The following is a 12,976-nucleotide window of genomic DNA, read 5'->3' on the forward strand; positions in this document are numbered from 1 at the left end:
CGGTGTCCCCCTCTCCGTGAGGACACCGAGGACACCCCGATGTACAAGTTCTTCTTCCGCCTGGTCTTCAAGCGGATGGACCCGGAACAGGCCCACTACCTGGCCTTCCGGTGGATCCGCCTCGCCGCCCGGATCCCCGTGCTGCGCACCTTCGTCGCCGCCGCGCTCGCGCCCCGGTACGAGGAACTGCGCACCGAGGCCCTCGGCCTGCGGATGCACGGCCCGTTCGGCCTCGCCGCCGGCTTCGACAAGAACGCCGTCGCGATCGACGGCATGTCGATGCTCGGCTTCGACCACGTCGAGATCGGAACGGTCACCGGCGAGCCGCAGCCCGGCAACCCCAAGAAGCGCCTCTTCCGGCTCGTCCAGGACCGCGCGCTGATCAACCGCATGGGCTTCAACAACGAGGGCTCGGCCGCCGTCGCCGCCCGCCTCGCCGCCCGCAGGCCGGTCTTCCGGACCACGGTCGGCGTCAACATCGGCAAGACGAAGGTCGTGCCGGAGGCCGAGGCGGCCGCCGACTACGTGAAGTCCACCGAGCGGCTCGCCGCCCACGCCGACTACCTCGTCGTGAACGTCTCCTCGCCCAACACCCCGGGGCTGCGCAACCTCCAGGCCACCGAGGCGCTGCGGCCCCTGCTCGGCGCCGTGCGCGAGGCGGCCGACCGGACCGTCACCGGACGCCGGGTCCCGCTGCTCGTCAAGATCGCCCCGGACCTCGCGGACGAGGACGTCGACGCGGTCGCGGACCTCGCGGTCGAGCTGGGCCTGGACGGCATCATCGCCACCAACACCACCATCGCCCGCCAGGGCCTCGGCCTGAAGTCCTCGCCGTCCCTGGTCCAGGAGACCGGCGGACTCTCCGGCGCCCCCCTCAAGGCCCGCTCCCTGGAGGTGCTGAGCCGCCTCTACGCCCGCGTGGGCGACCGGATCACCCTGGTCGGCGTCGGGGGCATCGAGAACGCCGAGGACGCCTGGCAGCGCATCCTGGCCGGCGCCACCCTCGTCCAGGGCTACAGCGCCTTCATCTACGAGGGGCCGTTCTACGCCCGCGCCATCCACAAGGGCCTGGCCGCGCGCCTGGCCGCCTCCCCGTACGCCACCCTCGCCGAGGCCGTCGGCGCAGAGACCAGGAAGGCCACCGCATGAGCACCGAACACTTCGGCGCGCGCCTGCGCCGCGCCATGGACACCCGGGGCCCGCTGTGCGTCGGCATCGACCCGCACGCCTCGCTGCTCACCGCCTGGGGGCTGAACGACGACGTCGCCGGGCTCGAACGCTTCACGCGCACCGTCGTGGAGGCACTGGCCGACCGGGTCGCCGTGCTCAAGCCGCAGTCCGCGTTCTTCGAGCGCTTCGGCTCGCGCGGCATCGCCGTCCTGGAGAAGGCGGTCCAGGAGGCGCGGGCGGCCGGCGCGCTGGTGCTGATGGACGCCAAGCGCGGCGACATCGGCTCCACCATGGGCGCCTACGCGGCGACCTACCTGGAGAAGGACTCGCCACTGTTCTCGGACGCGGTCACCGTCTCGCCGTACCTCGGCTTCGGCTCGCTGCGTCCGGCGCTCGACGCGGCGGTCCTGTCCGGCGCGGGCGTCTTCGTGCTGGCCCTCACCTCCAACCCGGAGGGCGCCGAGGTGCAGCGCGCCACCGCCGCCGACGGCCGCTCGCTGGCCCAGCTCATGCTCGACCACATGGCCGCCGAGAACGAGGGGATGGCCCCGCTCGGCTCCGTCGGCGCGGTGGTCGGAGCCACGCTCGGGGACGCGGGGGCGAACCTGGCGATCAACGGCCCGCTGCTCGCTCCCGGCATCGGGGCGCAGGGCGCGACGCCCGCGGATCTGCCCGGAGTCTTCGGCGCCTCGGTGGGCAATGTGGTGCCCAGCGTGAGCCGCGGCGTACTGAGTCAGGGACCGGACGTGGCGGGGCTGCGGGGTGCCGCCGAACGGCTCACGGACGAGATCCGGGCGGCCGTGACGGGTGGCTGACCATGCCACGTAACCGGGTGTTGACTCTTTCCTGACCAAAAAACTCGGTTGTTATGCCAGAAATGTCCTGGTCGGCCAAGGCTGACCAGGACTTTTCGTTGGTTCTCGCTGACTCCGGCGGCCTTGGCCGCTAGTCTCCGACGAGAGCCGACGTACACAAGTTGTCCGTCGCTCACCTGGTGTGGAGCTTTCCGGCTTCCTCACCGGTCCGTATCCGACAGATCGACATCCGAGGTGACGTAGGCGTGGCTCTTCCGCCCCTTACCCCTGAACAGCGCGCAGCCGCGCTCGAAAAGGCCGCCGCGGCTCGCCGGGAGCGGGCCGAGGTCAAGAATCGACTCAAGCACTCCGGCGCCTCCCTCCACGAGGTCATCAAGCAGGGCCAGGAGAACGACGTCATCGGCAAGATGAAGGTCTCCGCCCTTCTGGAGTCCCTGCCGGGCGTGGGCAAGGTCCGCGCCAAGCAGATCATGGAGCGGCTCGGCATCTCCGAGAGCCGCCGGGTCCGGGGTCTCGGCTCCAACCAGATCGCATCACTGGAGCGTGAGTTCGGCGGCAGCGCCGCCTGACGTTCTCAGGCACTCCTGAGAACCTGGATAATCGCTCCATGGCTGCAACATCCCGGGGGACGTCCCCCGTACCCCCGGACGTACGTCCGCGGCTGACCGTGCTCTCCGGCCCCTCCGGGGTCGGCAAGAGCACGGTCGTCGCTCATATGCGCAAGGTCCACCCCGAGGTCTGGCTCTCGGTGTCGGCGACGACCCGCAAGCCGCGCCCCGGCGAGCGCAACGGTGTCCACTACTTCTTCGTGGACAACGAGGAGTTCGACAAGCTGATCGCCAACGGCGAGCTGCTGGAGTGGGCCGAGTTCGCGGGCAACCGCTACGGCACGCCCCGCCGCGCCGTGCTCGACCGCCTGGAGGCGGGCGAGCCGGTGCTGCTGGAGATCGATCTCCAGGGTGCCCGGCTGGTCCGGCAGTCGATGTCGGACGCCCGGCTGGTCTTCCTGGCCCCGCCGAGCTGGGAGGAGCTGGTCCGCCGGCTCACCGGCCGCGGCACCGAGGCGCCCGAGGTGATCGACCGCCGGCTCGCCGCCGCCAAGGTCGAACTGGCCGCCGAGGCCGAGTTCGACATGACGCTGGTCAACACCTCCGTCGAGGACGTGGCCCGTGAGCTGCTAGCCTTGATGCTGGAGGCTTCCGGCCAGCGTGCCGACAGCGACTGATAAACGCTGAGGAATGCTGACGCATTCGGTACGCGCCACCGCGGAACTCCGCACCGTCAAAGATTTCTTTGATCTTTACCCCCTTCGGAAGGCAGAGAGTGTCCTCTTCCATCACCACGCCCGAGGGCATCATCAACCCGCCGATTGATGAGCTCCTCGAGGCCACCGACTCGAAGTACAGCCTCGTGATCTACGCCGCCAAGCGCGCGCGCCAGATCAACGCGTACTACTCGCAGCTCGGCGAGGGTCTCCTGGAGTACGTCGGTCCGCTCGTCGACACCCACGTGCACGAGAAGCCGCTCTCGATCGCGCTCCGCGAGATCAACGCGGGCCTGCTCACCTCCGAGGCCATCGAGGGCCCCGCGCAGTAAGCAGGAATTGCACCTTCACCTCAGGCCCGGCGGCCGCGACCGCCGGGCCTGAGGTGTGTCCGGGGCGACAGCGGCGGACCGGCCCCGGTGAGGCAGCATGGGGGGTGTTCGTATCCGAGTGCGGGGAGACGCAGTGGACAAGCCGAAGGTCGTTCTGGGGGTCAGCGGAGGCATCGCCGCGTACAAGGCGTGCGAACTGCTGCGCCGGCTGACCGAGTCCGGTCATGACGTGCGCGTCGTACCGACCGAGTCGTCGCTGCACTTCGTGGGAGCGGCCACCTGGTCCGCGCTCTCCGGCCACCCGGTCTCCACCGAGGTCTGGAACGACGTCCACGAGGTGCCGCACGTCAGGATCGGGCAGGGCGCCGATCTGGTGGTCGTCGCCCCCGCCACCGCCGACATGCTCGCCAAGGCGGCCCACGGCCTCGCCGACGACCTGCTCACCAACACGCTGCTCACCGCCCGCTGTCCGGTCGTCTTCGCGCCCGCCATGCACACCGAGATGTGGGAGCACCCCGCCACCCAGGAGAACGTCGCCACGCTGCGCCGCCGGGGCGCCGTCGTGATCGAGCCCGCCGTCGGCCGGCTGACCGGTGTCGACACCGGCAAGGGCCGGCTGCCCGATCCCGGGGAGATCTTCGAGGTCTGCCGCCGGGTACTGGCCCGCGGACCCGTCGAACCCGACCTGGCCGGCCGCCATGTGGTGATCAGCGCGGGCGGTACGCGCGAGCCGCTCGACCCGGTGCGCTACCTCGGCAACCGCTCCTCCGGCAAGCAGGGCTACGCCCTGGCCCGTACCGCGGTCGCCCGCGGCGCCCGGGTCACCCTCGTCGAGGCCAACACCGGCCTGCCCGACCCGGCAGGCGCCGACGTCCTGCACGTGGGGACCGCAGTGCAGCTCCGCGAGGTCGTGCTCAAGGCGGCGGCGGACGCCGACGTGGTCGTGATGGCGGCGGCGGTCGCCGACTTCCGCCCCGCCGAGTACGCCACAGGGAAGATCAAGAAGAAGGACGGCCAGGAGCCCGCGCCCATCACGCTGGTCCGCAACCCCGACATCCTCGCCGAGGTGGCCGGTGAACGCGCCCGGCCGGAGCAGATCGTCGTCGGATTCGCCGCCGAGACCGACGACGTCCTCGCCAACGGCCGGGAGAAGCTCCGCCGCAAGGGCTGCGACCTCCTCGTCGTCAACGAGGTGGGGGAGCGCCGGACCTTCGGTTCGGAGGAGAACGAGGCGGTGGTGCTCGCCGCCGACGGTGGAGAGACCCAGGTGCCGTACGGTCCCAAGGAAGCGCTCGCCGACACGGTCTGGGATCTCGTGTCGTCACGTCTCGGATGAATTTCTCGTGACGTGTCCGTGGCCGGGCCGAAACCCTTGGGATATGGGCGTAAATGGCATCGCCCGAGGGGAATCGGCCCGCTCCGCAGGGCCGTGCCGCAGGTCACAGAACTCCCAAAGGGCGAGACACGTGGTCCGCCGGACGGGCGCGAACGATAAACTGACCCCCGGACCGTGCCGGGCGCAGCTCCCGGCCGTCCGCCAAATGATCAGCCAGCAGCCGCTGCAACCCCAGGGAGCGATGTGTCCCGCCGTCTCTTCACCTCGGAGTCCGTCACCGAGGGTCACCCCGACAAGATCGCTGACCAGATCAGCGACACCATTCTCGACGCGCTGCTGCGCGAGGACCCCCGGTCCCGCGTCGCCGTCGAGACCTTGATCACCACCGGTCTGGTGCATGTTGCGGGTGAGGTCACGACCAAGGCCTACGCCGACATTCCGACCCTCGTACGCAACAAGGTCCTGGAGATCGGCTACGACTCCTCGAAGAAGGGCTTCGACGGTGCCTCCTGCGGTGTCTCGGTGTCCATCGGGGCGCAGTCTCCCGACATCGCGCAGGGTGTCGACACCGCTTACGAGAAGCGGGTCGAGGGCGACGAGGACGAGCTCGACAAGCAGGGCGCCGGCGACCAGGGCCTGATGTTCGGCTACGCCTGCGACGAGACGCCCGAGCTGATGCCGCTCCCGATCCACCTCGCGCACCGGCTCTCCCGCCGGCTCTCCGAGGTCCGCAAGAACGGGACCATCCCGTACCTGCGCCCCGACGGCAAGACGCAGGTCACCATCGAGTACGACGGCGACAAGGCCGTCCGCCTCGACACGGTCGTCGTCTCCTCGCAGCACGCCAGCGACATCGACCTCGACTCGCTGCTCGCGCCCGACATCCGCGAGTTCGTCGTCGAGCACGTGCTCGGGCAGCTGATCGAGGACGGCATCAAGCTGGACACCGACGGCTACCGGCTGCTGGTCAACCCGACCGGGCGCTTCGAGATCGGCGGCCCGATGGGCGACGCGGGTCTGACCGGCCGCAAGATCATCATCGACACCTACGGCGGCATGGCCCGTCACGGCGGCGGTGCCTTCTCGGGCAAGGACCCGTCGAAGGTCGACCGCTCCGCCGCCTACGCCATGCGCTGGGTCGCCAAGAACGTCGTCGCCGCGGGCCTCGCCGCCCGTTGCGAGGTGCAGGTCGCGTACGCGATCGGAAAGGCCGAGCCGGTCGGTCTGTTCGTCGAGACGTTCGGCACCGCCGCCGTCGACACCGAGAAGATCGAGCACGCCATCGGCGAGGTCTTCGACCTCCGCCCGGCCGCGATCATCCGCGACCTCGACCTGCTCCGCCCGATCTACGCCCAGACCGCGGCCTACGGCCACTTCGGCCGTGAGCTTCCCGACTTCACCTGGGAGCGCACCGACCGCGTGGACGCGCTGCGCGCGGCGGCCGGACTGTAGGCCCGCCGCCTTTTGGTCCGTACGCCGGGGCCCGGACACCGCACATGGTGTCCGGGCCCCGGCGCGTCCGGGCCCCGGCACCGCCTCGACGGGGCCGCTGTCAGTCGTGTCTGGTAGGAATTTGGCTGTGAGCAGCGACAACGAGCGATCCGAGGACCCCGGCGACGGGGCCCCGGAGCAGCTTGCGCTGATCCGGGAGACGGTGCGCAAGGCCAAGGTGCCCCGGGCCAAGCCGCGGACCTGGCGCGGCGCCGCGCTCGCCAAGGAGCTTCCCGTTGCCCGGGTGCTGGTCAACAAGGGCGTGCTCCACCTCGACCAGTACTTCGACTACGCGGTGCCCGAGGAGCTCGACGCCGAGGCCCGGCCGGGAGTGCGGGTGCGGGTCCGCTTCGGGGCCGGGGGACGCAATGTGCGCGGCGGCCGGCGCGAGGGCGGCGGGCTGATCGACGGCTTCCTCGTCGAGCGGCTCGCCGAGTCGGACTACCCGGGCGCCCTCGCCGCGCTCGCCTCCGTCGTCTCGACCGAACCGGTGCTGGGCCCCGAGCTGCTCGCGCTCGCGCGGTCCGTCGCCGACCGCTACGCGGGCAGCCTCGCCGATGTGCTCCAGCTCGCCGTGCCGCCACGCAACGCGAGGGCCGAGTCCAGACCCTCGCCCGAGCCGCTGCCCCCGCCGCCCGCGCCGTCGCCGGGGAGCTGGGAGCGGTACGCACAGGGGCCGGCGTTCCTGCGGGCACTGGCCGAGGGCGGTGCCCCCCGGGCCGTCTGGACCGCGCTGCCCGGACCCCACTGGCCCGAGGAGATCGCCAGGGCCATGGCCGCGACGCTCGCGTCCGGGCGCGGCGCCCTCGTCGTCGTCCCCGACGGCCGGACCGCCGCTCGGGTGGACGCCGCACTCACCGCGCTGCTCGGCCCCGGGCGCCACGCGCTGCTGACCGCCGACTCCGGACCGGAGAAGCGGTACCGGGAGTGGCTCGCCGTGCGGCGCGGCTCGGTACGGGCGGTCGTCGGGACGCGAGCGGCGATGTTCGCCCCGGTCGCGGACCTCGGCCTGGTCGCGGTCTGGGACGACGGGGACGCCAGTCACAGCGACGACAACGCGCCCTTCCCGCACGTCCGCGAAGTGCTCGAACTGCGGGCCGCGCACGGCCGCTGCGCCTTCCTGCTCGGCGGTACGAGCTGCACGGTGGAGGCCGCCCAGCTGGTCGAGAGCGGCTGGGCGCTGCCGCTGCGCGCGGACCGGGAGCAGCTGCGGACCGCGGCGCCCCTGGTCCGTACGGTCGGCGACGGCGAGCTGGTGCGGGACGGCGCCGCGCGGGCCGCCCGGTTGCCCAGCCTGGCCTGGCAGACGGTACGGGACGGGCTGCGCAGTGGCCCCGTCCTGGTCCAGGTGCCGCGCCGGGGATACGCGCCGCGCCTCGCCTGCGAGCGCTGCCGCGAGCCCGCCCGGTGCCGGCACTGCGCGGGACCGCTTCAGGCACCGGACCAGCAGGCGCTCGACTGCGCCTGGTGCGGTCGGGCCGAGACGTCCTGGCACTGCGCCGCCTGCGGATCCCACCGGCTGCGGGCCCAGATCGTCGGCGCCCGCCGTACGGCCGAGGAGCTCGGCCGGGCGTTCCCCGCCGTGCCGGTGCGGACCTCCGGCCGCGACCACATCCTCGACTCGGTGCCGGACGTCCCCGCGCTGGTCGTCAGCACCCCCGGCGCCGAGCCGGTGGCCGAGGGCGGCTACGCGGCCGCCCTGCTGCTGGACGGCTGGGCCATGGTGGGACGACCCGACCTCAGGGCCGGCGAGGAGGCGCTGCGCCGCTGGACGGCCGCGGCCTCGCTGGTGCGCGGCCAGCCGGAGGGCGGCACGGTGGTGGTCGTCGCCGAGCCGACGCTGCGGCCGGTGCAGGCCCTGGTGCGCTGGGACCCGGTCGGCCACGCCCGTCGTGAGCTGGCGGAGCGGGCCGAGCTGGGCTTCCCGCCGGTGTCCCGGATGGCCGCGGTGACCGGCGGGCCCGAGGCGCTGACCGCGTTCCTCGCGGCGGCCGAGCTGCCGCCGGAGGCGGAGGTGCTGGGCCCGGTCCCGGTACCGGTCACCGGACCGGGCAGGCCCCGCAGACCCGGGGACGCGCCCCACGGGGAGTCCTGGGAGCGGGTCCTGCTCAGGGTGCCTCCGGGCAGCGGGGCGGGGCTGGCGGCCGCGTTGAAGACCGCGCAGGCGGCCCGGATGTCCCGGGGGAGCGGCGAGCAGGTCCGGATCAGGGTGGATCCGCCGGACATCGGGTGACGCGGTGGGCCCGGGGCCGGGCGGCGCTGCGGAGCGCGCGGCGTCCGGCGCCGTCCGGGGGCCGGGAGCCCGGGTGCGGGTATGCGGCTGCCCCGCCGGGCGTCGGCGCGGCGGGGCAGGGAGCGGGGCGGTCAGCCGTTGCGCGGGCCGGGGAAGACGCCGGGGCGCAGGTCCTCGCGCAGTGACGGGCGGTCCGCCGAAGGCTGCGGAGGCATGGAGCGCGCGGCAGGCACGACGGGCGGCAGCGCGGACGGGTTGGCGGAGCCGGGCAGCGGGCGCGGCACCGCGGTCTCCGCGCCGGATTCGGCCGCCCCCGGCTGGCGGGCGTTGCGGCGTGCACCGTAGCGGCGGTGCACCGCCTGCTTGGTGACCCCGAGCGCGGAGCCCACCGCGTCCCAGGAGAAGCCCAGCGAGCGGTCGAAGTCGACCGCCGCGGTGACCAGGGTCTCGACGCTGTCGCGCAGTTCCTGGGCGAGCCTGACAGTGGGGGCCGGGGCCCTGCCGTAGACGACGAAGCCCGTGGACGGGCCGGAGCGGCGCGGACGGTAGACGTTGCCCAGTTGGGCGGTGAGCGTGCGCAGCGCGTCCACCTGCCGCCGGACCCGCTCGATGTCGCGCACCAACAGATGCAGACTGGCCCTCGCTTGGGCGTCGTGGGTTGCGTGGTCGGCCATGAAGAAGCCTCTCGAACCGGCGTTGAAAGGGATCGGGCCGCACCGTGGCGGCTCGCTTCGGTCAATCTCTCTTGACCAACGCCTCACCTGTGGATCTGGTCACGCTTCAGGGGCGCGTGCGGCCTTCAGAGGGGCGCGCAGTCATGCGTACGCCCCCCGGCCGCCGGGCCCATAGACTGGTGCGTTGCTCGTCACCGTACGTTCCGGCCCGAGAGGCAGTCAGCCACCCATGAAGCTCGTCTTCGCAGGCACCCCCGAGGTAGCCGTACCCGCCCTGGACGCCCTGATCGCCTCCGACCGGCACGAGGTGGCCGCCGTCGTGACCCGGCCCGACGCCCCCGCCGGGCGGGGCCGCCGCCTGGTCGCCAGCCCCGTCGCCGAGCGCGCCGAGGAAGCCGGCATCGAGGTGCTCAAGCCCGCCCGGCCGCGCGACGAGGACTTCCTCGCCCGGCTGCGGGAGATCGCCCCGGACTGCTGCCCGGTCGTCGCCTACGGTGCGCTGCTCCCCAAGGAGGCGCTCGCCGTCCCCGCCCGGGGCTGGGTCAACCTCCACTTCTCGCTGCTGCCCGCCTGGCGCGGTGCGGCCCCCGTGCAGCACGCGGTCATGGCCGGGGACGAGGTGACCGGCGCGTCGACCTTCCTGATCGAGGAGGGGCTCGACTCCGGCCCGGTCTACGGCGTGCTCACCGAGGAGGTGCGTCCCACCGACACCAGCGGCGACCTGCTCACCCGGCTGGCGTTCGCCGGTGCCGGGCTGCTCGTCGCCACGATGGACGGCATCGAGGACGGCACCCTGCACGCCGTGCCGCAGCCCGCCGACGGGATCACCCTCGCACCGAAGATCACGGTCGAGAACGCCCAGGTGGACTGGTCCGCCCCGGCCCTGCGGGTCGACCGCGTGGTGCGCGGCTGCACGCCCGCGCCCGGCGCGTGGACGCTGTTCCGGGGGGAGCGGCTGAAGCTGATCCAGGCGGTGCCCGTGCTGGACCGTGCCGATCTGGCGCCCGGCGAGCTGTCGGCGGCCAAGAACAACGTGTACGTGGGCACCGGATCGCACGCGGTCGAGCTGCTCTGGGTCCAGCCCCAGGGCAAGAAGCCGATGCGGGCCGCGGACTGGGCCCGCGGGGTGCGGATCGCCCACGGCGAGCTGCTGGAGGGCTGAGGCTCTCCGGGGCCGGGGCGGCGACGTAGGCTGGGAGGGTTCGCCCCCTCACCATCAGCGGAGCACCTTTCACGTGAACGACCAGCAGCGTCGCCGTCCCGCCAAGCCGCATCGCCGCCCCAAGAAGGACCCCGTCCGGTTCCTCGCCTTCGAGGCCCTCAGGGCCGTCGACGAACGGGACGCGTACGCCAACCTCGTCCTGCCCCCGCTGCTGAAGAAGGCCCGTGCCAAGGGCGACTTCGACAACCGGGACGCGGCGCTGGCGACCGAGCTGGTCTACGGGACGTTGCGCCGCCAGGGGACGTACGACGCGATCGTCGCGGCCTGCATCGACCGGCCGCTGCGCGAGGTCGACCCGCCGGTCCTGGACGTGCTGAACATGGGCGTCCACCAGCTGCTCGGCACCCGGATCCCCACCCACGCCGCGGTCTCCGCCAGCGTGGAGCTGGCGCGGGTGGTGCTCGGCGAGGGACGGGCCAAGTTCGTGAACGCGGTACTGCGCAAGGTCTCCGCGAACGACCTCGACGGCTGGGTGGCCGAGGTGGCCCCCTCGTACGAGGAGGACGCCGAGGACCACCTCGCGGTCGTGCACTCGCATCCGCGGTGGGTCGTCTCCGCGCTGTGGGACGCGCTGGGCGGCGGCCGCGCCGGGATCGAGGACCTGCTGGAAGCGGACAACGAGCGGCCCGAGGTCACCCTGGTCGCCCGCCCCGGCCGCTCCACCACCGAGGAGCTGCTGACCGCACTCGGCGACGAGAACGGCCTGCAGGGCCGCTGGTCCCCGTACGCCGTACGGATGGCGGAGGGCGGTGAGCCCGGCGCGCTGACCGCTGTCCAGGAGGGCCGCGCGGGGGTCCAGGACGAGGGCAGCCAGCTGGTGGCCGCCGCCCTCGCCGACGCACCCGTGGAGGGCAGCGACAGCCGCTGGCTCGACGGGTGCGCCGGCCCCGGCGGCAAGGCGGCCCTGCTCGCCGCGCTCGCCGCCGAACGGGGCGCCGCGCTGCTCGCCGCCGAGAAGCAGCCGCACCGGGCCCGCCTCGTCGAGCGCGCGCTGGCCGGCAACCCCGGCTCCTACCAGGTGATCACCGCCGACGGCACCCGCCCGCCGTGGCGGCCCGGCAGCTTCGACCGGGTCCTCATGGACGTGCCGTGCTCGGGTCTGGGTGCCCTGCGGCGCCGCCCGGAGGCGCGCTGGCGCCGCCGCAAGGAGGACCTGGAGAACTTCGCCCCGCTCCAACGCGGCCTGCTGCGCGAGGCGTTGAAGGCGGTGCGGGTCGGCGGCGTCGTCGGCTACGCGACCTGCTCGCCGCACCTCGCGGAGACCCGGGTGGTCGTCGACGACGTACTCAAGGGGCGCGGCGGCCCGCCCGTGGAGGCCGAGTGGGTGGACGCCCGCCCGCTGATGCCGGGTGTGCCCGCGCTGGGCGACGGCCCCGATGTCCAGCTGTGGCCGCATCTGCACGGCACCGACGCGATGTACCTGGCGCTGCTGCGACGTACCGCCTGATCCCTTCGAGGGCGGCACTCGGGGCCCGCACCCGTTCCGACGGCGGGCCCCGAACCACCCGCCCGGGACCGAAACGCCCGGATCGTGCGGCCGGGAGCGCCCGGATCGCGCGAACTGTAATGATCCCGTGAGGCTTTGGCCCGCACCGGGGCGGGGAAGTGGCGCGGAGCATGGCAGGCTTGGGACATGGCCCAGATCAACCCCAGCATCCTGTCCGCCGACTTCGCCCGTCTCGCCGAGGAGGCGAAGGCGGTCGAAGGCGCCGACTGGCTCCACGTCGATGTGATGGACAACCACTTCGTGCCCAATCTGACCCTCGGCGTGCCCATCGTCGAATCGCTCAGCCGGGCCACGGAGACCCCGCTGGACTGCCATCTGATGATCGAGGACCCGGACCGCTGGGCGCCCCAGTACGTCGAGGCCGGCGCGGGCTCCGTCACCTTCCACGTGGAGGCCGCGGCGGCCCCCGTGCGGCTGGCGCGGGAGATCCGGGCCAAGGGCGCCCGCGCCTCCATGGCGCTCAAGCCCGCGACGCCCATCGAGCCGTACGAGGACCTGCTCCCCGAGCTCGACATGCTTCTGATCATGACGGTGGAGCCGGGCTTCGGCGGCCAGGCCTTCCTGGACATCATGCTGCCGAAGATCCGCCGCACCCGTGAGCTCATCTCCAAGCACGGCCTCGAACTGTGGCTCCAGGTCGACGGCGGCGTCTCCGCCTCCACCATCGAGCGGTGCGCCGAGGCCGGAGCGGACGTCTTCGTCGCGGGTTCGGCGGTGTACGGGGCGAGCGACCCGGCCGAAGCCGTGCGGGCCCTGCGTACCAAGGCCGACGGGGCCACCGCCTCGGCGGCCTGGGCGTGCGGCCACTGACACCGGAACCGGTTCCCGTACCCGATCGCGGGTCGGCCCGGACAAGGGCAGATGAACTCGGTCCGACGGGATCGGGCAAGGAACGCCGGATCTGACAGGATGAACGGCGTATCGAGAGTGTG

Annotated in this window: 12 protein-coding genes; 11 read left to right on the top strand and 1 reads right to left on the bottom strand. The window is 72.9% G+C overall.

Going from position 1 to position 12,976, the window contains the following annotated elements:
- Nucleotides 1-39: 39 nt before the first annotated feature.
- From ACFYY1_RS22235 to ACFYY1_RS22270, 8 genes are all read left to right on the top strand, one after another.
- The gene (locus ACFYY1_RS22235; protein ID WP_388588033.1) at nt 40-1,149 is read left to right on the top strand and encodes a quinone-dependent dihydroorotate dehydrogenase; all 1,110 of its coding nucleotides are present in this window, start codon (nt 40-42) and stop codon (nt 1,147-1,149) included.
- The gene (gene pyrF, locus ACFYY1_RS22240; protein ID WP_388588036.1) at nt 1,146-1,985 is read left to right on the top strand and encodes an orotidine-5'-phosphate decarboxylase; all 840 of its coding nucleotides are present in this window, start codon (nt 1,146-1,148) and stop codon (nt 1,983-1,985) included. Before ACFYY1_RS22235 ends, pyrF begins: the two co-directional genes overlap by 4 nt.
- Before the next feature lie 245 nt (nt 1,986-2,230).
- Nucleotides 2,231-2,554: an integration host factor gene (locus tag ACFYY1_RS22245; RefSeq protein ID WP_014157387.1), complete on the top strand. Its 324-nt coding sequence runs from the start codon at nt 2,231-2,233 to the stop codon at nt 2,552-2,554.
- Nucleotides 2,555-2,592: 38 nt separating this feature from the next.
- Nucleotides 2,593-3,210 carry a guanylate kinase gene (gene gmk, locus ACFYY1_RS22250; RefSeq protein ID WP_388588040.1) on the top strand — a complete coding sequence of 206 codons (618 nt, stop codon included), beginning with the start codon at nt 2,593-2,595 and terminating at the stop codon, nt 3,208-3,210.
- 98 nt (nt 3,211-3,308) lie between these two features.
- Nucleotides 3,309-3,581 carry a DNA-directed RNA polymerase subunit omega gene (gene rpoZ / locus ACFYY1_RS22255; RefSeq protein ID WP_003970369.1) on the top strand — a complete coding sequence of 91 codons (273 nt, stop codon included), beginning with the start codon at nt 3,309-3,311 and terminating at the stop codon, nt 3,579-3,581.
- Between the two features lie 133 nt (nt 3,582-3,714).
- A complete protein-coding gene (gene coaBC / locus ACFYY1_RS22260) occupies nt 3,715-4,917 on the top strand; it encodes a bifunctional phosphopantothenoylcysteine decarboxylase/phosphopantothenate--cysteine ligase CoaBC (RefSeq protein WP_388588043.1) in 1,203 nt (400 codons plus the stop codon).
- Nucleotides 4,918-5,160: 243 nt separating this feature from the next.
- A complete protein-coding gene (gene metK, locus ACFYY1_RS22265; RefSeq protein ID WP_266735852.1) occupies nt 5,161-6,369 on the top strand; it encodes a methionine adenosyltransferase in 1,209 nt (402 codons plus the stop codon).
- A gap of 127 nt (nt 6,370-6,496) precedes the next feature.
- Nucleotides 6,497-8,641, top strand: coding sequence for a primosomal protein N' (locus ACFYY1_RS22270; protein ID WP_388588047.1), 2,145 nt, complete (start codon nt 6,497-6,499; stop codon nt 8,639-8,641).
- 131 nt (nt 8,642-8,772) lie between these two features.
- Here ACFYY1_RS22270 and ACFYY1_RS22275 read toward each other — a convergent pair whose 3' ends face one another.
- Nucleotides 8,773-9,315, bottom strand: a complete 543-nt coding sequence (locus ACFYY1_RS22275; RefSeq protein ID WP_266735848.1) for a hypothetical protein — start codon at nt 9,313-9,315, stop codon at nt 8,773-8,775.
- 229 nt (nt 9,316-9,544) lie between these two features.
- On the opposite strand from ACFYY1_RS22275, the gene fmt reads away from it, so the two are divergent.
- The 3 genes from fmt (at nt 9,545) to rpe (ending at nt 12,854) form a co-directional block, all read left to right on the top strand.
- Nucleotides 9,545-10,477: a methionyl-tRNA formyltransferase gene (fmt, locus tag ACFYY1_RS22280; RefSeq protein WP_388588051.1), complete on the top strand. Its 933-nt coding sequence runs from the start codon at nt 9,545-9,547 to the stop codon at nt 10,475-10,477.
- A gap of 73 nt (nt 10,478-10,550) precedes the next feature.
- The gene (locus ACFYY1_RS22285; RefSeq protein ID WP_388588054.1) at nt 10,551-11,984 is read left to right on the top strand and encodes an RsmB/NOP family class I SAM-dependent RNA methyltransferase; all 1,434 of its coding nucleotides are present in this window, start codon (nt 10,551-10,553) and stop codon (nt 11,982-11,984) included.
- 186 nt (nt 11,985-12,170) lie between these two features.
- Nucleotides 12,171-12,854, top strand: coding sequence for a ribulose-phosphate 3-epimerase (gene rpe / locus ACFYY1_RS22290; RefSeq protein WP_388588056.1), 684 nt, complete (start codon nt 12,171-12,173; stop codon nt 12,852-12,854).
- Nucleotides 12,855-12,976 lie beyond the last annotated feature (122 nt).

The organism is Streptomyces sp. NPDC001890, from assembly GCF_042891445.1.
In the GTDB taxonomy this organism is placed as follows: domain Bacteria; phylum Actinomycetota; class Actinomycetes; order Streptomycetales; family Streptomycetaceae; genus Streptomyces.

Excerpts from the sequence above, each read along its gene's own strand:
- rpe (WP_388588056.1), top strand. The coding sequence starts at position 12,171 with ATGGCCCAGATCAACCCCAGCATCCTGTCCGCCGACTTCGCCCGTCTC.
- fmt (WP_388588051.1), top strand. The coding sequence starts at position 9,545 with ATGAAGCTCGTCTTCGCAGGCACCCCCGAGGTAGCCGTACCCGCCCTG.
- ACFYY1_RS22235 (WP_388588033.1), top strand. The coding sequence starts at position 40 with ATGTACAAGTTCTTCTTCCGCCTGGTCTTCAAGCGGATGGACCCGGAA.
- gmk (WP_388588040.1), top strand. The coding sequence starts at position 2,593 with ATGGCTGCAACATCCCGGGGGACGTCCCCCGTACCCCCGGACGTACGT.
- pyrF (WP_388588036.1), top strand. The coding sequence starts at position 1,146 with ATGAGCACCGAACACTTCGGCGCGCGCCTGCGCCGCGCCATGGACACC.
- ACFYY1_RS22275 (WP_266735848.1), bottom strand. The coding sequence starts at position 9,315 with ATGGCCGACCACGCAACCCACGACGCCCAAGCGAGGGCCAGTCTGCAT.